At 47.4% G+C, this 20,767-nt stretch carries 23 protein-coding genes; 11 read left to right on the top strand and 12 right to left on the bottom strand.

Annotation, left to right across the window (positions count from 1 at the left end):
- Positions 1-72 precede the first annotated feature (72 nt).
- From gpmI to UM402_RS01285, 3 genes are read left to right on the top strand one after another with little or no spacing between them, the layout of a single operon-like run.
- Positions 73-1,608, top strand: a complete 1,536-nt coding sequence (gpmI, locus tag UM402_RS01295; RefSeq protein ID WP_058576607.1) for a 2,3-bisphosphoglycerate-independent phosphoglycerate mutase — start codon at positions 73-75, stop codon at positions 1,606-1,608.
- A complete protein-coding gene (locus UM402_RS01290; RefSeq protein WP_058576606.1) occupies positions 1,605-2,753 on the top strand; it encodes a murein hydrolase activator EnvC family protein in 1,149 nt (382 codons plus the stop codon). The genes gpmI and UM402_RS01290 overlap by 4 nt, the downstream gene beginning before the upstream one ends.
- Positions 2,753-3,508 carry a divergent polysaccharide deacetylase family protein gene (locus UM402_RS01285; protein WP_058576605.1) on the top strand — a complete coding sequence of 252 codons (756 nt, stop codon included), beginning with the start codon at positions 2,753-2,755 and terminating at the stop codon, positions 3,506-3,508. Before UM402_RS01290 ends, UM402_RS01285 begins: the two co-directional genes overlap by 1 nt.
- On the opposite strand, the gene UM402_RS01280 is transcribed toward UM402_RS01285, so the two are convergent.
- From UM402_RS01280 to ftsY, 5 genes are all read right to left on the bottom strand, one after another.
- Positions 3,465-3,722 carry a YkgJ family cysteine cluster protein gene (locus UM402_RS01280; protein ID WP_322295426.1) on the bottom strand — a complete coding sequence of 86 codons (258 nt, stop codon included), beginning with the start codon at positions 3,720-3,722 and terminating at the stop codon, positions 3,465-3,467. The two genes, UM402_RS01285 and UM402_RS01280, sit on opposite strands and share 44 nt — an antisense overlap.
- Positions 3,723-4,583, bottom strand: a complete 861-nt coding sequence (gene rpoH, locus UM402_RS01275) for an RNA polymerase sigma factor RpoH (protein WP_053953210.1) — start codon at positions 4,581-4,583, stop codon at positions 3,723-3,725.
- Positions 4,584-4,726: 143 nt separating this feature from the next.
- Complete coding sequence (ftsX, locus tag UM402_RS01270; RefSeq protein ID WP_058576604.1) at positions 4,727-5,716, bottom strand: permease-like cell division protein FtsX; 990 nt, start codon at positions 5,714-5,716, stop codon at positions 4,727-4,729.
- The gene (ftsE, locus tag UM402_RS01265; RefSeq protein WP_053953212.1) at positions 5,713-6,390 is read right to left on the bottom strand and encodes a cell division ATP-binding protein FtsE; all 678 of its coding nucleotides are present in this window, start codon (positions 6,388-6,390) and stop codon (positions 5,713-5,715) included. The genes ftsX and ftsE overlap by 4 nt, the downstream gene beginning before the upstream one ends.
- Before the next feature lies 1 nt (position 6,391).
- On the bottom strand, positions 6,392-7,684 hold the full coding sequence (gene ftsY / locus UM402_RS01260; protein ID WP_058576603.1) for a signal recognition particle-docking protein FtsY: 1,293 nt from the start codon (positions 7,682-7,684) through the stop codon (positions 6,392-6,394).
- Positions 7,685-7,785: 101 nt separating this feature from the next.
- Between ftsY and rsmD the strand changes: the two genes are divergently transcribed.
- Positions 7,786-8,382: a 16S rRNA (guanine(966)-N(2))-methyltransferase RsmD gene (rsmD, locus tag UM402_RS01255; protein ID WP_273267733.1), complete on the top strand. Its 597-nt coding sequence runs from the start codon at positions 7,786-7,788 to the stop codon at positions 8,380-8,382.
- The gene (locus UM402_RS01250; protein WP_058576601.1) at positions 8,379-8,663 is read left to right on the top strand and encodes a hypothetical protein; all 285 of its coding nucleotides are present in this window, start codon (positions 8,379-8,381) and stop codon (positions 8,661-8,663) included. Before rsmD ends, UM402_RS01250 begins: the two co-directional genes overlap by 4 nt.
- Here UM402_RS01250 and UM402_RS01245 read toward each other — a convergent pair.
- The 5 genes from UM402_RS01245 to UM402_RS01225 form a co-directional block, all read right to left on the bottom strand.
- Positions 8,629-9,237: a YjaG family protein gene (locus UM402_RS01245; RefSeq protein ID WP_058576600.1), complete on the bottom strand. Its 609-nt coding sequence runs from the start codon at positions 9,235-9,237 to the stop codon at positions 8,629-8,631. The two genes, UM402_RS01250 and UM402_RS01245, sit on opposite strands and share 35 nt — an antisense overlap.
- Positions 9,238-9,270: 33 nt before the next feature.
- Positions 9,271-9,702, bottom strand: a complete 432-nt coding sequence (locus UM402_RS01240) for a VOC family protein (protein WP_058576599.1) — start codon at positions 9,700-9,702, stop codon at positions 9,271-9,273.
- Between the two features lie 21 nt (positions 9,703-9,723).
- Positions 9,724-9,942, bottom strand: coding sequence for a hypothetical protein (locus UM402_RS01235; RefSeq protein ID WP_053953218.1), 219 nt, complete (start codon positions 9,940-9,942; stop codon positions 9,724-9,726).
- A 200-nt stretch (positions 9,943-10,142) separates the two neighbouring features.
- On the bottom strand, positions 10,143-11,315 hold the full coding sequence (locus tag UM402_RS01230) for a cystathionine gamma-synthase (RefSeq protein ID WP_058576598.1): 1,173 nt from the start codon (positions 11,313-11,315) through the stop codon (positions 10,143-10,145).
- Positions 11,316-11,344: 29 nt separating this feature from the next.
- On the bottom strand, positions 11,345-12,310 hold the full coding sequence (locus tag UM402_RS01225) for a cysteine synthase A (protein WP_053953220.1): 966 nt from the start codon (positions 12,308-12,310) through the stop codon (positions 11,345-11,347).
- A 180-nt stretch (positions 12,311-12,490) separates the two neighbouring features.
- On the opposite strand from UM402_RS01225, the gene ltaE reads away from it, so the two are divergent.
- The 4 genes from ltaE to UM402_RS01205 all read left to right on the top strand — a co-directional run bounded on the left by ltaE (position 12,491) and on the right by UM402_RS01205 (position 15,534).
- Positions 12,491-13,465 (top strand): low-specificity L-threonine aldolase, encoded by a 975-nt coding sequence (ltaE, locus tag UM402_RS01220; RefSeq protein WP_058576679.1) that lies wholly within the window; start codon positions 12,491-12,493, stop codon positions 13,463-13,465.
- 75 nt (positions 13,466-13,540) lie between these two features.
- Positions 13,541-13,969 carry a hypothetical protein gene (locus UM402_RS01215; RefSeq protein WP_058576597.1) on the top strand — a complete coding sequence of 143 codons (429 nt, stop codon included), beginning with the start codon at positions 13,541-13,543 and terminating at the stop codon, positions 13,967-13,969.
- Positions 13,959-14,789 carry a DUF692 domain-containing protein gene (locus UM402_RS01210; RefSeq protein ID WP_322295425.1) on the top strand — a complete coding sequence of 277 codons (831 nt, stop codon included), beginning with the start codon at positions 13,959-13,961 and terminating at the stop codon, positions 14,787-14,789. The genes UM402_RS01215 and UM402_RS01210 overlap by 11 nt, the downstream gene beginning before the upstream one ends.
- Entirely contained in the window at positions 14,773-15,534 is a 762-nt protein-coding gene (locus UM402_RS01205) for a DNA-binding domain-containing protein (RefSeq protein WP_058576596.1), read from the top strand. Before UM402_RS01210 ends, UM402_RS01205 begins: the two co-directional genes overlap by 17 nt.
- Here the strand turns inward: UM402_RS01205 and UM402_RS01200 are convergent.
- Together UM402_RS01200 and UM402_RS01195 are read right to left on the bottom strand one after the other, a co-directional pair.
- On the bottom strand, positions 15,516-16,151 hold the full coding sequence (locus tag UM402_RS01200) for an ATP-binding protein (RefSeq protein ID WP_322295490.1): 636 nt from the start codon (positions 16,149-16,151) through the stop codon (positions 15,516-15,518). The genes UM402_RS01205 and UM402_RS01200 overlap by 19 nt on opposite strands.
- Before the next feature lie 224 nt (positions 16,152-16,375).
- Positions 16,376-17,920: a hypothetical protein gene (locus UM402_RS01195; RefSeq protein ID WP_322295424.1), complete on the bottom strand. Its 1,545-nt coding sequence runs from the start codon at positions 17,918-17,920 to the stop codon at positions 16,376-16,378.
- 260 nt (positions 17,921-18,180) lie between these two features.
- On the opposite strand from UM402_RS01195, the gene UM402_RS01190 reads away from it, so the two are divergent.
- Both UM402_RS01190 and UM402_RS01185 read left to right on the top strand, forming a co-directional pair.
- Positions 18,181-18,849, top strand: coding sequence for a Tn7 transposase TnsA N-terminal domain-containing protein (locus tag UM402_RS01190; RefSeq protein ID WP_322295423.1), 669 nt, complete (start codon positions 18,181-18,183; stop codon positions 18,847-18,849).
- On the top strand, positions 18,836-20,764 hold the full coding sequence (locus tag UM402_RS01185) for a Mu transposase C-terminal domain-containing protein (protein WP_322295422.1): 1,929 nt from the start codon (positions 18,836-18,838) through the stop codon (positions 20,762-20,764). Before UM402_RS01190 ends, UM402_RS01185 begins: the two co-directional genes overlap by 14 nt.
- Positions 20,765-20,767: the final 3 nt, after the last annotated feature.

The following is a 20,767-nucleotide window of genomic DNA, read 5'->3' as shown; positions in this document are numbered from 1 at the left end:
TGCGGATGCGCCAGAAATAAAGTAGAATAATTCGCAATAACGCATCGCATTAGTTAAATAACGAGGCCCTTTATGAGTCGTACGATTAAACCTTTGGTTCTATTGATTCTTGACGGTTGGGGATACCGCGAAGACGCGCCGGACAACGCCATTTCAAATGCCAAAACACCGGTTATGGATCGTCTTTGGGAGCAATACCCACACTGCTTAGTCGATGGCTCAGGCGGCGCTGTTGGACTACCCGACGGGCAAATGGGCAACTCCGAAGTGGGGCACGTCAACTTAGGCGCCGGCCGCATTGTTTATCAAGACTTTACGCGCATTAGCCAGGCTATTTCTGATCGCAGCTTCTTTAAAAACCAAGTGCTTTGCAATGCATTGGCAAAAGCGAAAGATGCATCCGGCGCTGTGCATATTATGGGGCTGCTGTCACCAGGTGGCGTACACAGTCACGAAGATCATTTGATTGCAATGGTTGAAATGGCAGTCGAACAAGGCGCTAGCGACGTTTATGTGCATGCATTTTTAGACGGTCGCGACACGCCACCGAAGTCAGCCAAAACAACAATTGAGCGATTTGAGGCCCTATTCGCCCGTTTAGGGAAAGGCCGTTTTGCAACGCTTAGTGGCCGGTTTTACGCAATGGACAGAGACAAGCGCTGGGAGCGTATTGAAGAATCTTACAAAGCGATTTATCACGGCGTATCCGGCGTCACCAGTCCGAATGCAACCGATGCGTTAGAAGACGCTTACGAGCGCGGTGAAACTGACGAGTTTGTGAAGCCTGTCATTATTGGTGCACCTGCGCCCGTGAAAGACGGCGACGCTATTTTCTTTATGAACTTCCGTGCTGACCGCGCTCGCGAAATGACCCAAGCCTTTATTAACGAAGAGTTTGACGGCTTCGAACGCGGACCTCGTGCAAAGACCTCAGACTTTGTCATGCTGACCGAATATGCAGATACCCTGAAAACCTCCTGTGCATTCCCGCCTGAGCAACTCAATAACGTACTGGGCGAATGGTTGGAAAAACATGGCAAAACCCAACTGCGTATTTCAGAAACTGAAAAATACGCACACGTGACCTTCTTCTTTAGCGGTGGTCGTGAAGAAGAGTTTGAAGGTGAAAAGCGTGTTTTAATTCCATCACCTAAGGTCAAAACCTACGACTTACAGCCAGAAATGAACTCTGAGCAACTCACCGATGAATTGGTAGGCGCCATTGAGTCGCAAGCCTTTGATGTCATCATTTGTAACTACCCGAACGGTGATATGGTAGGGCATACCGGCGACTTCGATGCGGCGGTTAAAGCCTGTGAAGCGGTTGACCACAGCGTTGGTCGTGTTGTTTCAGCACTGGAAGCGGTTGGTGGCGAGTGCTTGATTACCGCAGACCACGGCAATGCGGAACAAATGAGTGACGCTGAAACTGGTCAGGCGCATACCGCGCACACCAATGAGCTGGTTCCTTTCATTTATGTGGGCCGTGACGCACAGGCACGCGACGGTCGCTTGTCAGATGTGGCACCAACCATTCTTCACTTAATGGGTATGGAGCAGCCTGACGAAATGACCGGGCAAACCTTAATGACGCTGAAACAGTCATGATAAAAACCTTTGCTTTAATTCTGGCACTCGCCTGGCTCAGCTTTTCTGGTCAGGCGTTTGCACAGTCTTATAGTGAAGAGGATAAAGCTGCTACTCAGGCCGAAATTGAAGCGTTAAATGCGGAGTTAAGTAAACATCTGCAAGCCATTGAGAGCCGTGACGAAGAACTGTCTGATATTGAAAGCGAGTTGCGGCGGTTAGAGCTGAAAACCGCTGAAATTGCGGGTGCCATTCAAAAGACTTCAACAGAGCTTCGTCGTATTAATTCAGAAATTGAAGAAGCACAACAAGAACTGGAACGCTTACAGGCAGAGCAGCAAAATCAATTCGCCCTGCTTGAAGAGCAAATTGTTTCTGCCTACGTTAATGGCGATAACGACTTCCTGAAAATGCTGCTTAACCAGGGCAGTCCCGCAGAGCTAGAGCGGTTACTCACTTATTATCAGTACATGAATGACGCTCGCGTTGAAGAAATTGAGCAAATCAAACAGACTCAAGCCGATATTGAACAATTAACAGCGGAGCTGACGGATAAAAAAGCTAACGTTGTCTCACTTCGTGAACAGCAGGCAGAGCAACAGCAACAGCTGGAGAGTCAACAAAGAGAACAGGAAGAAACCTTAGCAAAACTGCAAGCCGAGCAGCGTAGTGACAAAGCTAAAATAAAGCAGCTAGAGCAAAGCCGTACTCAGTTAGAAGAAGTTCTGGCCGCTATTGAGGCGGCTCTTAAGCGTCAGGCCGATGTTCGTTTAGTCGGTTTGAAGCCAGTTAAGTCACAGTTAAAGTGGCCCAGTGATGGCAAAGTCCGTCGCGTTTTTGGCCAGCGCCGTGAAGGCCCGGTTGAATGGAAAGGCGTATTGATAGAAGGCAGTAACGGACAGGAAGTGCGCTCTATTGCCGATGGCCGCATTGTTTATGCGGACTGGTTACGCGGTTTTGGTTTAGTCATTGTAGTCGACCATGGTGAAAACTACATGAGCTTATACGGACATAATCAGGCATTGCTTAAAACCGTTGGCGAAAAAGTGAAAAAAGACGAAGAAATAGCGCTTATGGGTCAATCCGGCTCTCGCGATAAAGCGTCTCTGTACTTTGAAATTCGTCACCAGGGCAAGCCTCAGAATCCAAGTCACTGGATACGTTAATGAAACTATTTCATGTAATAATCGCACTGGCACTTCTGACTTGCAGCAGCGCACAGGCTGCAAAAGTTGCTATTGTCATTGACGATATCGGGAATCACCGAAGTCACCTGGATGCAGCGTTGCTGCCGGGTAAGGTGTCCTTTGCCGTACTACCTTATACGCCTTACGCCCGTTCATTTGCGCTGCGGGCGCATCATCAGCAAAAACAAATTTTACTGCACATGCCAATGGAGGCGGTCGACAACATCTGGTCCGGGCCGGGTGAAATCACCTCAACTATGAGCGCACAACAGATAAAACTGCAATTAACCGATGCCCTGGAGTCTATTCCGTACGTTGCAGGTGTGAATAACCACATGGGCAGCAAGCTAACGCAGTTACCCGTACCTATGCACGCAGTAATGGAAACCTTGTCCTCTCGACAGCTGTTCTTCCTGGACAGCCGCACCTCAGAGTTTAGTGTGGCAGAAGACACCGCCAAATCGGTCGGTGTTAAGTCGAGTCGACGCCATGTGTTTCTTGATAACGAAACCGACAAAGCTTATCTCGCCCAACAATTCAAAACCTTGTTACGGTATGCAAGGAAACACGGTTCTGCCGTTGCTATTGGGCACCCTTACCCAGAGACGTTAGAGTTCCTTAAAAAAAATTTACCTCAGTTAGAGGAGCAAGGCATAGAATTAGTCTTTGCGTCCGAGCTTACTGTTGCGCCTAATCGTTCGATGTCGCTTCTTCCAGTGACGTCAGCAAAATAAGCGCTTCATCACGGGTATCTTTGCAAATATCGTAGTCCGCCGTAAAAGCTTCACAGACATCTGGACGCTCTGGTTTACCAAATAGCCGGCATAAATTATTGTCATCGAGTTGAACACAACGAACCCCGGCAGGTTTGCCATCTGGCATACCGGGGATAGGAGAACTAATGGAAGGAGCTATGCAGCAAGCGCCGCAACCAACGCGGCACTGCATTTAGCTCATAGCGACGCGAAGTTTTTTCATGGCGTTCTGTTCTAACTGGCGAACGCGCTCAGCAGAGACTTCATACTTCGCAGCAAGGTCATGTAATGTGGTTTTATCTTCAGACAACCAGCGTGACTGCACAATGTCCTGACTACGTTCGTCAAGCTCACTCATTGCTGTCAGCAGCTTCTGTTGATTATGAGACTCATAGTCTTCGGCCTCAACTTCAGCGGCCAAGTCCGAGCGCTTATCTTCCAGATACATGGCCGGAGAATAAGTGCTGCCTTCTTTTGAGTCATCATCATCTGAGCTTAGCTCGAAAGCCTGGTCGTGGGCGCTCATACGCGCTTCCATTTCCAGCACTTCTTTGGTGCTCACGCCCAACTCTTCAGCAACAGTTTCAACTTCTTTCTGGCTGAACCAACCTAAACGCTTTTTCATTTTGCGCAGGTTGAAGAATAATTTACGCTGCGCTTTGGTGGTCGCAACTTTTACAACACGCCAGTTACGCAGTACATATTCATGAATTTCTGCTTTAATCCAGTGAACGGCAAAAGAGACCAGACGAACACCAACAGACGGGTTGAAGCGCTTCACAGCTTTCATTAAGCCAATGTTACCTTCCTGAATTAAGTCGGCTTGTGGCAGACCATATCCAGAATAGCTGCGGGCGACATGCACAACAAAGCGCAGGTGAGACATGATAAGCTCACGCGCTGCATCTAAGTCACTTTCTTCATACAGTCGAGTTGCTAAGTCTTTCTCTTTTTCAGCGCTTAGCATAGGAATACGGTTGACTGACTGAATATAACCGTCGAGTCCTCCCCCTTGGGGAACCGATAATGCCATGGTGCTTAATTCAGTGCTCATTTAACAACCTCTAGTAAAAATACCGACAAAATACCGCTTAACCGTCAGTGTCTAAGACCGTTTTTCGGCCTAAAAGTTCCGTTCAGATCATTGGCGATCGGACAAATTAGTATAACTAAGACTATGGCTTTCGCAACTCTAATTTATTCTGGTTCGATACTTTGTATATGACGTCTTACAGCTAAGTAAGAACCTGCCAGACCAAGTCCAATTGCAATAACCCAAATGGCGATTAATTCGCCGAATGTCAGACCGTCTAACTGAAACTGACTATCGTATAAGTTTGTGACAGTTAATACGGCACTTTCAATCCACCAGATCAATAAAAGCGTCACGACCCAGGCGAAAATACCACCTATAAACCCGTACCAGGCACCGGTATACAAAAATGGACGTTGAATAAACGCATTAGTGGCACCCACCAATTTCATAATGACAATTTCATCGCGCTTCGAGAGTATGTTCAAACGAATGGTGTTACCAACTATCAGAACCACTGATAAACACAGCACTAAGGCCAACGCACCTAAGGTGTCTTCAATTAAGTCGAGTATTGCCTGCAACCGGTTGAGCCATTCAATATCCAGTTTGGCATGCTCTACTTCACGCTTATTCTGGAATTCCAGCAATAACGCCTCGGCCTGCTGAGCGGCTCGGTAGTTTTCGGCCGGTATCACGACCAACACATCGGGCAACGGGTTATTCGACAGGTAATCGAGCGTTTCGCCAAAGCCGGACTGCTCTTTAAACTGCTCCAGCCCTTCGTCTTTGGGTACCCAACGTACCGATTCAACTTTATCAGACAGGCTCGTCTGAGTTTTGAAGGTTTCGATTTCCGAGGTTTTTAAGTCTTTTTTCAAAAACAGCGTAATTTCGGAAGCCTGCTGCCAACTGTCAGTAATACTACTGGTGTTTTTGACCAACACATACAGCGACGACGGCAGCGTTAAGCTTAGGCCCAACACGGCCATAGTCATCAACGACGCGAAAGGGTTACGCCACAGCTCACCGAGGCTGGCAATTGCTTGCTGAACATGATGTACCGGTACCATAATGGCGCGCCGCCACCAGGGTAAACGTCCGCGATTACTCGCTCCTTTTTCAACGCTACGGTTGCGAAATAACAAACTCATAGCTCGTTATCCTCCAAACCGTCGTTTATCATGCGTCCGTCTTTCAATGTCAGCGTTCTGTAGCGCAGTCGCGCAATGAGGCCTAAGTCGTGCGTTGCTATAAGTACCGCAACCCCCACTTTATTGAATTCCTCAAACAAGCGGATAATTTCCATCGATAGCTTAGGGTCAAGGTTACCGGTGGGCTCATCGGCAAGTAGCAATGGCGGTTTCGTGACAATGGCGCGGGCAATTCCAACGCGTTGCTGTTCACCGCCGGACAGCATTTGTGGGTAATGCTTCACTTTGTCGGCTAAGCCAACTTTTTCCAGTGCTGCCAGTACCCGTTTGCGCGCTTCCTGAACGCTGTAGCCTTCAATAATAAGCGGTAAGGCAACATTATCGAAAACCGTTTTGTCCATTAGCAGACGATGGTCCTGAAAAATCATGCCAATGTCCCGGCGCACATAAGGCACCTGTGACGGCTTAATTTTTCGTAAGTCATGCCCGTTAATAAGTACGCGACCCGCTGTCGGCCGTTCCATCAAACTAATGAGCTTCAGTAACGTACTTTTCCCCGCCCCCGAGTGGCCGGTTAAAAAAGCCATTTCTCCGGGCTTTACGTGGAAGTCAACATGGCTCAGTGCCTGATGACCCCCCGGGTACGTTTTACTGACTTGCTCAAAGCGGATCATGTTAGTTCGCCGTTGTGGTTTCTGATGCTTCTACATTACGGTCAAATAGTGCCGCAATAAAGTCCTTCGCCACAAATGGGCGTAAATCTTCCAAACTTTCGCCGACACCAATATAGCGAATTGGAATGGCAAACTGATCAGCAACGGCGAATATAACACCACCTTTGGCGGTACCGTCGAGCTTCGTCATGACAATACCAGACACCCCAACCGCTTCAGTAAACAACTTGGCCTGGCTAATGGCGTTTTGTCCCGTGCCCGCGTCCAGTGTCAGCATAACTTCATGTGGCGCTTCCGGGTCGAGCTTTTTCATCACTCGAACTAACTTTTTAAGTTCTTCCATTAAGTTTGCTTTGTTCTGCAAACGCCCTGCCGTATCTGCAATAAGCACGTCGGTGCCCCGAGCTTTCGCGGCTTCTAAAGCGTCATACAAAACAGAGGCGCTGTCGGCACCGGTATGCTGAGCAATAACGGGGATGTTATTACGCTCTCCCCACACTTCTAGTTGCTCGACAGCGGCCGCACGGAAAGTATCGCCGGCTGCCAGCATGACTGACTTACCTTCGGCTTTGAATTGTTTTGCTAACTTACCAATGGTGGTGGTTTTACCCACGCCGTTTACGCCCGTCATAAGAATGACGTATGGCGAGTCAGATTTCGGAATTTCTAGTGGTCTGCCGACCGGCTTTAAAATGTCAGCTAGTTGTTCTTGCAGCAATTCGTAAAGTGCTTCAGCGTCTTTCAGTTGCTTGCGATCGGCTTGCTGTGTCAGGTTGTCGATAATTTTTGTCGTGGTCGCGACACCTAAGTCAGCCATCAGCAGCTGAGTTTCCAGCTCTTCAAACAAATCATCATCGATTTTCTTACCGCGGAATACGCCGATAAGGCCAGAACCAATAGAGCCAGATGTCTTACGCAGCCCTTGCGTTAAGCGCGCCCAAAAGCCTTTCTTCTCACCTTTTTCCTGAGTCTTTGTGTTTACTGGCTTTTTGCTTTCTTCCACTGTTTCGGGCTGCTCTTCGGCCGCAGGCATTTGTTGAGCGTGAGATTCTGCGGTTACCTGAGCACTGTCTTCTGCGGCGCTTGGCAGTTCTTCAGGCGCTTTTTCGGGAGCTTTTGCTGGTTCTTTCTCAGGCTCTACTTCTGTTTGCTGCGCTTCATCGGACGCTTCCGGCTCCGCTTGCTGCTCACCGTCAGACGACTCTTGCTCGTCAACAACGGCTTCGTCTTGTACCTTTTCTTCTTCAGACTCTTTTTTATCACGCTTCTTTTTAAACAGCGAAAACATCGACATATAGGTTTCCTTGGAACTGACACGCAGGAATCGTTAAACTTATGGCTTTAGTTTACCATGCTGTTTAGAAACTGACGACGGTCTGAATAAAGGAACTCATTGTGGCCAGAAAGCGTGCAGGAAAGACCCGCCCCTCTCAAGCAACCGGCGACTACCGCATTATCGGCGGACAATGGCGCGGCCGACGCTTACCCATAGCCGACAGCCCCGGACTAAGGCCAACCACGGACCGTGTGCGTGAAACCCTGTTTAACTGGCTGCAGTGGGATATTGTCGACGCTAAGGTATTAGATTTATTTGCCGGCAGTGGCAGTTTAGGGTTTGAAGCAGCGTCACGCGGGGCGGCTCAGGTCACGCTTATCGAGTCTGAGGATAAAGTCAGCAAACAATTACAAGACAATACGTCACTGTTGCACGCTAAGGGTATGGAAGTCGTTACTGCGAATGCTCTCAACTGGCTGAAAAAGCCCAGCGACAGCCGCTATGACGTTGTGTTTATTGATCCACCATTTCGTCAGGGGCTCGCTACGTCAGCTATAACTCTACTCGATGAGCATCCATGGTTGGCACCCGACAATCAGGTGTATTTGGAAACCGAAAAAGACTATGACTTGGCATTGCCCGCAGGTTGGCAGCTTTTAAAAGAGAAGACACATGGGCAAGTGTGTTTTCGTTTACTGACAAAGGACATCGCATGAAAGTTATCATTATTACCGGCAAAGTCGTGTTTGCCGTAATTTGGCTAGGTTTGTTTGCTATTTTAGGCGGTGCTACTGGTGAGCTGAGTAGTCAGTCCATAGGGCTTTTAAGTGTATTGCTGGCGGTTCTGGTGATTATGCACTTGCTGCTTCTGGGCGTATTCGTTGGCACTATGAAGCAGCATTTACCGTGGAAAAAAGGCGACAGTTGGCAAATTCTTGCGTTTGGTATTTTCGCCTGGTTGTCTATTCTTCAGCGTCCAAAGCAAGACCAAGGTTAGACACCCCCTCGTCACTGAGCATCATTTTTAGTTGTTTCACTAGCGCGCTATTTACTGCAGGCTGTTGCTCCAGAAAATTGAGCATGGCCTGCTGAATGGCAATTTCGTATTCCATAAGCTCGTGATTATCGACGTGCTCTTTTAAATGCTCAGTGCCAATATCTTCAGCGTCGTTCAGCTCGATAAATTTCGCCACACTCGCCTGGGATATTTTTGCAACGTCCAGCAAATTGGCTGCGTTATCGTCCATCAATCCCTGAAGTAAGGTACTTATTGCCGTGCAAGCATCCATAGCGGGGTATACGCCCAACATGTCATGTCCGTGCTCGCTCGGTGTTTGTTCGTCGACCTTTTCCTGCCAACGGGCAAAATTCACTTTGGTTTTCTTCGGGTTTACTACCCAGTCCCAACACGCATTGAGCGATCCGTGCAGCGGTTTACTGTCACCAAAGCCTGTGAGGTGGTGGAAAAAGTCATAGTTGGGCACCATGCGCTCGCACAAATAAAGCGCCAGAACAATTTGCTGATCACGAGGCAGCTCGCGAATACGTTGGAACGTATTAAGTTGACTCACGTTGAAACTCCGAAAGTGCGGTCGCTGAAGCGTTTAGGTTGCGAAGATTTGGCTGTCGTCGTTAAAGGTTTTGAACTCCAGCGCATTACCGCAGTAATCGTAGAAGAACATAGTACCCTGCTCGCCGGGTTTACCTTTAAAACGAATATAAGGTTCGATAACAAACTCGATACCCGCAGTTTTAACTCGCTCAGCCAATGCTTCCCAGTCGTTGCGCCATAGTACCACGCCAAAGTGAGGAACGGGAACTGAATGACCGTCAACGCCGCTGTGGTTTTTCATGCCTGCAACGTCGGGTGCTACGTGAGTGACAAATTGGTGACCGAAGAAGTTCCAGTCTATCCAGTCGTTGCTGCTACGACCCTGAGGAAGCCCAAGCACATCGCCGTAAAACGCTCGGGCATTGTCCAACGAACTAACAGGAATGGCTAAATGAAAAGGTCGTACGTTGGTAGTGTCTGACATACTGCTAACTTGCCTTACCGGTTAGTGACTGAGTTTTGCCGCCGCAACTGTATCGGGAGACCGGCGCCACATTCTGACACCAATCGACAATACCAGTAACGCCCAATTTAATGGTGGAATGAAACCAGCGGTAAGCACGGCTAACAAATTCCACAGGGGCTTCTTCTGGTGTTGGCCCACTAATACGTAAAACAACAATGCGGCTACGAGTCCCTGGAGTACCATTAGGCTCAATAGCATAAGTCTTTCCTTCTCGTTGTGTATGTAACGCTTTTTGCGTTTTTTCTTATTTATTGCCGATGTTTTTCCGGCTGAGATAACTCTACTGAATTATGACGAAAGTGTAAAATTTTGTATAAACTGTTGAATTAAAACGCAAAAAACCGGCTCGAGAGCCGGTTTTATTTATTAAAAGTTATGCTTTTAATCGTTCGTGGCGATTAAAATGCGTTGAGCGCCTTGTCTAAATCGGCTTTCAGATCATCCAGATCTTCAATACCAACCGATACGCGAACAAAGTTATCTAAAATGCCTAACTTCTCGCGGTTTTCTTTCGGCACTGACGCATGCGTCATAATAGCCGGGTGTTCAATAAGCGACTCAACGCCACCTAAGCTTTCCGCCAAGGCGAACACTTCTACCGACTCCAGGAATTTGCGCGCCGCTTCTAAATCGCCTTTCAGCAAAATAGAAATCATGCCGCCAAAGCCCTGCATTTGCTTTTTAGCCAGCTCGTGCTGCGGATGGCTTTCAAGCCCCGGATAAATCACTTTTTCCACTTTCGGATGTTGTTCAAGCCATTTGGCCAGTTCCATTGCCGCTTCGTTGTGGTGACGCATACGCAATGCCAGCGTTTTCACGCCGCGCAGTGCTAGGTACGAGTCAAACGGACCGGCAATAGCACCTGCTGAGTTCTGCAAGAACAGCATACGCTCAACCAGGTCGTCATTGTCGCCAACCACTGCGATACCGCCGACCATATCAGAGTGACCGTTAAGGTATTTGGTGGCCGAATGCATAACCATGTCTGCGCCCATTTCCAGCGGACGCTGGTTAAATGGCGTAGCGAAGGTGTTGTCCACCACCACAATAATATCCGGATTCTTTTTCTTAGCCAGCTTCACAATGGCTTCAATATCGACCAACTTCAGCATGGGATTGCTTGGCGTTTCCACCCAAATCATGCGGGTGTTGTCCTGAATGCTGGCTTCCACTGCGCTTAAGTCGGCTAAGTCGACATAAGAGAACTTCAGACCAGCTGAGCGTCCGCGCACTTTATCGAATAAACGGAAGCTGCCGCCGTACAAGTCGTCCATTGCAACCACGTGGTCGCCACTGTCCAGCAGCTCAAGAATAGTCGAGGTTGCTGCCATACCTGAGGCAAAAGCCAGACCTTGCTTGCCGCCTTCTAAAGAAGCAACAGAACGCTCCCAGGCAAAGCGCGTTGGGTTATGTGAACGCGAATATTCAAAACCTTTGTGCTGACCCGGGCTTTCCTGTGCGTAGGTTGAGCTGGTGAAAATTGGCGGCATAACCGCGCCTGTTACCGGCTCAGGAGACTGCCCGCCATGAATGGCGCGCGTCGCGAATTTCATTGTTTTTTCATTTGCCATGATTCAGGTTCCTTAATTTACAGCAAGGGTTACAGCAAGTTTTGAGAACGCATCCAGTCGTCGTTGAACAGCTTGGACAAGTAACGGTTACCCGTATCGCAAGCTAGCGTTACAACGCGTTTAGGTTCGGTTTGTTGTTGGCAATAGCGCAGCGCTGCGGCTATTAAGTAGCCACTTGAAGAGCCCACCATAACGCCTTCTTTTTCCAGTAACTTACGCGCGGTTGTCAGACCTTCTTTGTCCGATATAGCAAATGCCGTGTTCGCCAATTTGATGTCACAAATTTTCGGTACAAAGTCTTCACCGATGCCTTCTGCCAGCCAACTTCCTGCTTCCACTTCTTCGTTGCGGTTCACAAGCGGCTCCAGAATAGAGCCTTCCGGGTCAGCCAGTACCAGATCGACATCACTATTCTGCTCACGCAAATAACGGCCAATGCCTGTCAGCGTACCACCCGAACCGACACCACAAACAAAGGCGTCTAGCTTGCCATCCATTTGCTGCCAAATTTCAGGACCGGTGGTTTTATAGTGAGCATCGACGTTTGCCGGGTTCTCAAACTGGTTCACATAGTAGTAACCGTTTTCTTCCGCCATGCGCGCTGCCATGTCCTGATAATACTCGGGGTGGCCTTTTTGCACGTCGGAACGCGTTTGCACGACTTCAGCGCCCATTGCACGAAGGTTATTGACTTTTTCCTGGCTCATTTTGTCGGGCATCACAATTTTTAACGGATAACCTTTGCTGGCCGCTACCAGCGCCAACCCAAGTCCGGTATTGCCAGCCGTCGCTTCGATGATGGTATCGCCGGCTTTTAATTTACCGTCGCGCTCAGCAGCGTTTATCATCTCCACCGCGATACGATCTTTTATCGAGCCACCCGGGTTTTGTAGCTCTAATTTTAAATACAACTCACACGGGCCGGTGTCTAAATTATTCACACGCACTAGTGGCGTGTTGCCAATCATTTCCAAAACGTTATCGAAAACTTTCATATGCGGTCGCTTTTTTATTGAGTGTCTGTTTGAATTGTGCTCATTATCCCTATACTTGGCTTGCATAACAACCACAGGCTTAGAATGCTTTGCTTGAGGTTATAACGAATAGACTAATGGAGAGACAGAGTGAAGCGCCTCGATTTACGCAGTGATACCGTAACCCAGCCGACATCCGCAATGCGGGAGGCTATGGCTAATGCCCCGGTTGGTGACGATGTCTATGGAGAAGATCCGTCTATCAATGCACTCGAACGACGGGTTGCTGAAATGCTGGGCAAAGAATCGGCATTACTCTGCGCCTCGGGAACACAAAGTAACTTATGTGGTTTGCTGGCACACTGCCGTAACGGCGAAGAATATATTGTTGGTCAGGAGTACCATACTTATCGTTATGAGGGCGGCGGAGCTGCCGTTGTCGGCGGTATCGTGCCACAACCACTGGAAGTACAGGCAACGGGGACGCTGGATCTCGACTTATTAGTGAGTCGCATCAAACCCGACGACCCGCACTTTCCAATCACGCGGTTATTGGCATTTGAGAATACCCATGCCGGTCAGGTCATCGACCAGGACTACTTGAATAAGGCGCGCCGCATCGCTGATCAACATGGCTTGTCGATGCACTTAGACGGCGCTCGCTTGGTTAACGCAGTGGTAGCGTCCGATCGTAGCTTTAGTGAACTTGCTGCGCCATTCGATAGTGTCTCAATCTGTTGTTCTAAAGGTCTTGGTGCACCAGTTGGGTCGCTACTGGTCGGATCGAACGCATTGATAGCAAAGGCAAGACGCTGGCGCAAAATGTTGGGCGGAGGTATGCGTCAGGCGGGCGTTATCGCAGCTGCTATTGACCATGCGCTGAATAATCACATTGAACGTATTAAGGTCGACCATGATAATGCTGCCTGGCTTGCGGCAGCTCTCGCGGAAATTGGCCAGGCTCACGACTTTTCGGTGCGGCCGGTGCAAACCAACATGGTTTATCTTGATTTGCCCTCTGCAGAAGTCGGCGCTTCATTACAACGCTATATGGCCGCAGAAAATATCATTGTGCCGGCCGGCAAGACGCTGCGATTAGTAACACATATGGATGTCGAACGCGCCGAACTAGAAAAATTCGTGACACATTTGCAAAAATTTTACGCAAACAATTAGGTCAAGCACGCTGCTATTTGCTAAGCTAATTGAGTGAATAGCCATTGTAGCTATTGCCAAAGAGGAATTAACAACATGAGTTACGCAAATAAAACCCTAATTGCATCTGTGGGCGCTGCTATGGCGCTGGGTGCATCCTTACCCGCAACCAGTGCGGAAAATCCTTTTGCTTCCACAGAGTTAACCTCCGGCTATGCGTTTACCGCACAGCAAGAGGGTAACAGTGGTGGTAATAAACAGTCAGACAAGGCCAAGGATAAGGCCAAAGAAAAGATGATGGAAGAAGGTAAGTGTGGCGAAGGCAAGTGCGGCGAAGGCAAGTGCGGTGAAGCCATGATGTCTGACAAAGCAAAAGAAAAAATGGCGGAAAAAGCCAAAGAAGGAAAATGCGGTGAAGGCAAGTGCGGTGAAGCCATGATGGCTGACAAAGCAAAGGAAAAAATGTCAGATAAAGCCAAAGAAGCAAAAGAGAAGTCCAAAGAAGGCAAGTGCGGTGCCGCTTAACAGCGATACTGTTGGTTTAGGCTATCGTCGTTCGATGTATCAGGAGCTGATCCAGTGTGATCAGTTCCCCTTCGACTTTCTCGAGATTGCGCCCGAAAACTGGATGAACAGTGGACCGCGCTTACAACACCAATTAAGGGCGCTACGTGAGCGCGTGCCGTTCACTACGCATGGCCTATCGTTATCTATCGGCGGTTTCGCGCCGCTCGATCTTCCTTTTTTGAGGCGCCTGAAAGCCTTTCTGGATGATTACGACATAGAACTGTATTCCGAACACTTAAGCTACTGTTCGGACGAGGGGCATTTGTACGACCTTATGCCAATCCCGTTTACAGCCGATGCAATCGGACACGTGAGCGAGCGTATCCGCACCGTCAGCGACGTATTGGAACGCCCTTTGGTGCTTGAAAATGTCTCTTTTTATGCGATGCCCGACGGAGATATGAACGAGCTTGAGTTTATTAATGCGGTATTGGCTGAAGCCGACTGTGATTTGTTGCTAGACGTAAACAATGTGTATGTTAACAGCATCAACCATCGCTATGACCCGGTTCAGTTTATTACTAGACTGCCCGCTGAACGGATACGCTATATGCATATTGCCGGACACTATCAGCAGCAAGCGGATTTAATTATAGATACCCATGGCGCCGATGTTATCGATCCGGTCTGGCAATTATTAAAGACCAGTTATCAATACGCTGGATGTCATCCGACGTTGCTTGAGCGCGATTTTAATATTCCATCGCTTGATACGCTTAGCAACGAACTTGCAACTATTCGCAAGACGCAGGCAACGCAGCATGCCATCGTTTCGTAATATCCAGCAACAGTTTACTGCCGCGGTCAGAAACCCAAGTGACCATAACACGCTTGGTATTGAACCACGACGGATGAGCGTGTACCAGGAACTGGTTTTTAATAATCTCATCAATTTTACCCGGTCCGCTTTTCCAGTCGCATGCTCAATTATGAGTAGTGATTGGTGGCAGCATGCTGTGCGCCAGTTTCTAATTCACCACCGCAGCCAGTCCCCTTATTTTAATGAGATTGCCGCCGAGTTTTTATCTTTTCTAAGAGAAAGTGACGCAGTTACCACCACCGAGCCCGACTTTCTGCTCGAACTGATGCATTACGAATGGGTAGAGTTGGCACTAGACAACATTCCACAAGATACCTTAGCGGTGCGACAACAGCTTAGCGATGACCTTGTTAATGGCAAACCGGTGCTATCCGACGCCGCCTGGCTGTTAAGTTACGAATACCCGGTGCATGAGATCAGTATTGAACGGCAGCCCACTGTGCAGGAAAAAAAGGATACACTGGTACTGGTTTATCGTAAGCCTGATCTGAGCATCGGCTTTCGTCTGATGACCCCCATATTTGGTCTGCTTTGGCAGCAGTTACAGCAAAAAGACATTAGCTCAGGGCAGGATGCCATCGAGCAATTGGCCATGCAGCTTGGTATAAACGCTGATACCAGTTTCCATCAACACGCACAGCAAGCGCTACAGGAACTGTTCGAATGGGGCGCCATTTTGGGTGCTCACAACGAACGCACTTGATCAATTAGCTGATCCAATGCTCTATAGCCCATCGCTTCGGCTAAATGAGGTTTTTGCACCTTTTTCTGATTATCCAGATCGGCAATACTGCGTGCCAACCGCAGTGTTCGGTGATACGCCCGGTGCGACAGTTTTAGTTTTTCAATCGCAGTGATAAGAAACTCGTGGTCAGCGTCAGTTAGCATACAATGAGACACAACTTCGCTTGCTTTTAGCTCGCTGTTAAGGCATCCCTGGCGCCGGTATTGCAGTTGCCTTGCTGCCACAACCCGTTGCTTCATTTGTTCGCTAGTCTCTCCCGTAACCTGAGTTCCATCTAACCGCAGGCTCGATGTTTCGCGGGGTACCGCCACCTGAATGTCGATACGATCTAACAACGGCCCCGATAGCTTGTTAAGATAATTGAGTATCTGGTCTGGTGTTGAACGGCAACTCGCAAGACTGCCATCGAACTGCCCGCATGGCGATGGGTTTAGTGCACAAATCAGCTGGAAATTTGCCGGGAATTTAACGTTATGACCCGCACGACTAATCGTAATTTCACCGCTTTCCAATGGTTCGCGCAGACAATCCAATACGTGCCGGCTAAACTCGGGTAATTCGTCAAGGAAAAGCAGCGACCGATTCGCTAATGATATTTCTCCGGGGCGAACAGAATTACCGGTACCTGTCAGTTCGCAAATTAAATTCTACGAATATGTAGAAAATCAATCATTTAGGCGTCTTATTCGCAAAATATGTACGCTAAGCTTTCGCACAATAGGCACTACCAACCATAATTATTCGCACAATAAGCGCTTCCAGTTAGGCACTCGTAGCGTATAAGTTTCACTTTTATGGCTCAACTACGTCCACTGTTTAATAAAGGTTCCGCACTCTGAATTACCTCATCGGCAATTTCCCGAAGCTGCTCTTCGGTTGGCATTTTATCGTGAAATGTTAGTGACTTAAGTACTTCCACATTAGTGACGTTAAACTCGGTACTTGTAGTTCGTTCTCCATCAATAAGTGTGACAACCCCAACCTGAGAAGAACCAACTTGTGCTGTCATCGCATATGGTATAGTGAACGTAGAACCGACTGGCCTTTCTTCATACTCTTTCTTGATCGCAAAATTTAGAGCGCCAACATTGTTAAATATGATGTCTTTCAAAACAGACATTGCCACTTTATGGTTAAATAACTCATCCAAAGTTACCTGGATGTTTCCATCTAAGTCGAAATAGTTTTTCAGCCCAGAAACCGCTTCTAAAATTAGCTGTGAGTCTTTTATATACTCATGAAACTTTACCCTCAAGCTAATGGCTCTATTCGCTTTTTTTAATTTAACCTCAAAAATATAGTCTATATTTTCGTTATCTTCTGAAAAAAGTTTTAGTAGTTTGATTGCCTCATCCAATGAGGCTTCCTTATCAAAAGTAAAGTGCAGCTTACTCTTCAAGCCTAAATCAGATACTTCGTAAACTTCTATAGCAAATAACTTTGCCCTAAAGTACAAATTATTTCCCTGTGACGAAAGCTTCGGTACTTTAAGAAGCTGACCATCAAAAGAAATGCATGGAGAAAACTCACTAGCTTTAAAGCTAAACTCACACTCATCTGTTACATTTGGCGAGATTTCAATTTCCGCTGTATCGGCTCTACTTATTTCTATAGCGCCATTTGGAAAGTTAAATCGGTTATCCTTTATAACAGAGTCTGTGATTTGTACACTGGAAGCACGCCCCAAAGCTGCATCCAGAAAGTGCTTTTCTATTTCCTCCGAATTCGCTTGAAAGTTGAAGTAAAAACCGTTCTCCCCATACCCAACCTGCTTAGTTAAATCATTTTTTTCTCTTTGATATTCTATAATCCCGTTAGGCACGAAACTCGCAATTCGCTCCCTCAGAGAATAACCTGACAGTTCATTGAGTTTGTGGGAAGCGTTGTAGCTTACCCATAACTTTATTTCGTACAATTGTTTGGGATTTTCCGCTAAGTGCTCCTTGCGTACACGCTTAAGTACTCGCTTTATCAAAGCTTCATCAATATGCACCAAATACACATTTTCAAGTTCCGGCTGTTTTTTATTAGAGTATTGATAAAAGATGATAAAAGCTGGATAAGAATAGTCTACAAGGTGCTTTAGCGCTGATAACTTAATATTCCAACCTCTCCGATTATCACTAAATGTCGTTTTTACCTGTACTTTACATTCAATTGGGGCTGGCTGAAGATCTTTCGGGAGTGTTGTTTTTTCATAAGGAAACCGTACGATGTGATCCCACCCCGTAGAATCCTCATCTAAAGATCGGTTAGCGCTCAGCCTGGCTGTAGTACACCAAATTGAAAAAATCCCTTCACCTAAGTTACCAACATTTAATTCCCTGCTTTCGTACTCGCCCATTTCTCCTCCCTTAAGCTTCCTCATAGATAAAGTATCTCTCGTGGTGAAAACTTCGCCCTTAAACTAATCATTAAACTAACCATTAAACACTTAACCAGTTAGTAGACGCAAAAACAATATACTCGCCGATAATGACAATAACCAAATATCAGAGTTAGTACTGCTGACTGACCGCTCTAGCGGCATTTAATGTCCAGTATTGGCAACCACCAAAAGTCCTGCTATGTTAAATCCATATTCGCACAATAGCTGCTACTATCATGGACTTCAAAACGCCGGTTCGAAAAATCAAGCCTACACGCAGAAGCGTATCTGGTTACTTTTCCTTTCGGGGCAAAGAGCCAACGCCCTACGAATCAACCCTTGAGCGCGACTTCGTTATGCGGATGGATTATGACCGCTCTGTTGAGCGAGTGGTCTCACAGCCTGCTCGCTTATTCTATATCGATGCAAATGGCATAGAGCGTCGATATACACCGGACTACCTGGTCTACTTCACTAACCCTATGCGCAAGCCATTACTGGTAGAAGTTAAAGAGAAGCAAGAACTGGAAAGCGACTTCCAAAAACTGCGCTATAAATTTTCTGCAGCGTTCGCGTTTGCGAAGCTAAACGGGTGGACGTTTAAAATCTATGATGAACGACGCATCCGGGACTCGATACTCGAGAACCTTCAGATGCTTAGGAACTTTGCCAGCCGAAAAGTAAGTAGTGACATAGCAAGTGAAGTTAAAAGCACACTAGAGAGCATACCTCTTCCAATTTCCGTAAGGCGTTTTACTCAGAGGTTTAATTCAGAGCAAAAAACGCCTGGCATTCGAGAAAACGATATTTGGCGATTGGCGCTTGACCATAAACTAGAGCTAAACTTATCTGAGCCGTTATCTGAGGAAACCGAAATCGTCGGAGTTAACCATGGCAACGTCTAACGGACATCAATTAAAAAGACGCCGGTTTAAATTGACACCCGGTACCTCGGTTATCATGGGTGGCGAAGAGTACCTAGTAAAAGAGATACTCAACGAAAAAGAATGTATCGTCAAAAATGTGGCCTCCAACACAGCCGACATCGTTGCAATTAGTAAACTCATAGAGCATGCCACTACCGTTACGTCTGATTTGATGCCCGCCGAGCCTGATTTAGATGATATTTCAGAGGCTGACTACCAAACAGCGAAAAAGCGACTCGAAGCCATTAAGCCTCTACTTGAACTTGACCACCCCAAAAAAAGCGATGTCCGTTTACGTGCGGCTGAGGTTGATTGCCACTACACGACACTCTACAACTGGCTCAGGGCTTATCAATCAACCCAGGCTCTCACAAGTCTTATTCCGAAGCGGAGAGGATGGAGTTATAACAGAAAACGACTCGATAGCGATGTTAATGCGATAATTGACCACTATATTGAGAACCTTTATCTGACGATAAAACAGCCAAGTCCTAAAAAGGTGTACTCAGAAATCAAAAGAGCCTGTTTGAAAGCTGACCTTACACCACCGCATCAAGCCACTATTTACCGACGAATTGAGAGAATTCCAGAGGAAAAGCGTTTGCGCGGTAGAGGACGAGTAGAAGCGGCAAACAACCGCTTTTCGGTAAAGGCTGGGAGGTTCCCCGGTGCAGACACCATCCTGAATGTGATTCAAATCGATCACACCCCTTTAGATATTATTATTGTTGATGAAAAAACTCGGCAAAGTATCAAAAGAGTCTGGTTTACAGTCGCAATTGACGTGTTTTCCCGAGTCATCACCGGGATATACCTATCCTTGGATGCGCCTAGCCTAACATCCGTCGCTATGTGCATATCTCATTCGATACTGCCCAAGGATAAGTGGTTAAAGCACATCGGTGTCGAGGGAGAGTGGAATGTCTGGGGTTTTCCGAAAAAGATCCACACAGATAACGGTGCTGACTTTCGCTCCATTAACCTATCGGAAGCATGTGCAAGCAACGGGATTGATATTGAGTTCAGACCTGTCAAGAAGCCTAATTATGGAGGTCATGTAGAACGTTACCTGGGAGCTTTCTCTAAAAAAATAGCGGAGTTGGATGGTAAAACTTTCAATAGCGCTGGTAAGAGGGAGAGTTATGACCCGGAAAAGAACGCTACCATGACTATTGATGAAATAGAAAGGTGGCTCGTTCACGCAATAATTGAGTATCACCACACACCGCACAGCTCACTAGGCGTCGCTCCTATAACGAAGTGGCGGATGGGTATAGAAGGAGCGCCCGGCATTATGGCGACCGGACTACCGGAGATACCTGATGATCCGTTAACACTAGAGCTCGACTTTCTCCCTCGAACAATGAGGAGTATCTCTGGAGAAGGAGTGGTTTGGGATAGAATACATTACTATTCGGATGGAATCCGGCACCTTATTGGCGAGAGAGACGAGCATGGTAAAAACCGAAAATATATTGTTCGGCGCGATCCTAGGGATATAACTAAAGTATGGGTCTACGACCCATTTCAGAAGCTCTACCACGAAGTTCCTTATGCCGATCCGACACACCCCTATACGAATAAATGGGAACTCGAGAAAGCAAGAAAATATTTAAAGTCTCTTGATGACACGCTCATAAATGAGCAGGCAATTTTTCAGGCTATCGAGAGCATGAGAGAAATAGAAGAAAAATCCAGGGCCACAACTAAAAAGGCGAGGCGCGCCGGCGCGGCCAACACCCGCCGAAGAACACAGTCTTCTCCGGCCCAGATATATACAGGCACTAACAATAAGGGGAGTAGCACTTCTAGCCCTCAACGCACCTCTAGTGAGCCAAACGATCCAGCCGATGATATCTGGGGAACGGACATTGAAAGTTTTGAAATAGAGTGAGAG

It is taken from the genome of Idiomarina sp. OXR-189, assembly GCF_034373425.1.
Taxonomy (GTDB): domain Bacteria; phylum Pseudomonadota; class Gammaproteobacteria; order Enterobacterales; family Alteromonadaceae; genus Idiomarina; species Idiomarina zobellii.
The sequence above is the reverse complement of the archived record's forward strand: the minus strand, read 5'-3'. Positions and strand labels throughout refer to the sequence as shown.

Bases quoted from the DNA above. Each gene is read 5' to 3' on its own strand.
- UM402_RS01235 (WP_053953218.1), bottom strand. From the start codon at position 9,942: ATGCTATTGAGCCTAATGGTACTCCAGGGACTCGTAGCCGCATTGTTG.
- UM402_RS01285 (WP_058576605.1), top strand. From the start codon at position 2,753: ATGAAACTATTTCATGTAATAATCGCACTGGCACTTCTGACTTGCAGC.
- rpoH (WP_053953210.1), bottom strand. From the start codon at position 4,583: ATGAGCACTGAATTAAGCACCATGGCATTATCGGTTCCCCAAGGGGGA.
- ftsE (WP_053953212.1), bottom strand. From the start codon at position 6,390: ATGATCCGCTTTGAGCAAGTCAGTAAAACGTACCCGGGGGGTCATCAG.
- UM402_RS01215 (WP_058576597.1), top strand. From the start codon at position 13,541: ATGAGTTACGCAAATAAAACCCTAATTGCATCTGTGGGCGCTGCTATG.
- UM402_RS01190 (WP_322295423.1), top strand. From the start codon at position 18,181: ATGGACTTCAAAACGCCGGTTCGAAAAATCAAGCCTACACGCAGAAGC.
- gpmI (WP_058576607.1), top strand. From the start codon at position 73: ATGAGTCGTACGATTAAACCTTTGGTTCTATTGATTCTTGACGGTTGG.
- UM402_RS01250 (WP_058576601.1), top strand. From the start codon at position 8,379: ATGAAAGTTATCATTATTACCGGCAAAGTCGTGTTTGCCGTAATTTGG.
- UM402_RS01280 (WP_322295426.1), bottom strand. From the start codon at position 3,722: ATGCAGTGCCGCGTTGGTTGCGGCGCTTGCTGCATAGCTCCTTCCATT.
- UM402_RS01185 (WP_322295422.1), top strand. From the start codon at position 18,836: ATGGCAACGTCTAACGGACATCAATTAAAAAGACGCCGGTTTAAATTG.
- ftsY (WP_058576603.1), bottom strand. From the start codon at position 7,684: ATGTCGATGTTTTCGCTGTTTAAAAAGAAGCGTGATAAAAAAGAGTCT.
- UM402_RS01230 (WP_058576598.1), bottom strand. From the start codon at position 11,315: ATGGCAAATGAAAAAACAATGAAATTCGCGACGCGCGCCATTCATGGC.
- ltaE (WP_058576679.1), top strand. From the start codon at position 12,491: ATGCGGGAGGCTATGGCTAATGCCCCGGTTGGTGACGATGTCTATGGA.
- ftsX (WP_058576604.1), bottom strand. From the start codon at position 5,716: ATGAGTTTGTTATTTCGCAACCGTAGCGTTGAAAAAGGAGCGAGTAAT.
- UM402_RS01240 (WP_058576599.1), bottom strand. From the start codon at position 9,702: ATGTCAGACACTACCAACGTACGACCTTTTCATTTAGCCATTCCTGTT.
- UM402_RS01290 (WP_058576606.1), top strand. From the start codon at position 1,605: ATGATAAAAACCTTTGCTTTAATTCTGGCACTCGCCTGGCTCAGCTTT.
- UM402_RS01225 (WP_053953220.1), bottom strand. From the start codon at position 12,310: ATGAAAGTTTTCGATAACGTTTTGGAAATGATTGGCAACACGCCACTA.
- UM402_RS01205 (WP_058576596.1), top strand. From the start codon at position 14,773: ATGCCATCGTTTCGTAATATCCAGCAACAGTTTACTGCCGCGGTCAGA.
- UM402_RS01195 (WP_322295424.1), bottom strand. From the start codon at position 17,920: ATGGGCGAGTACGAAAGCAGGGAATTAAATGTTGGTAACTTAGGTGAA.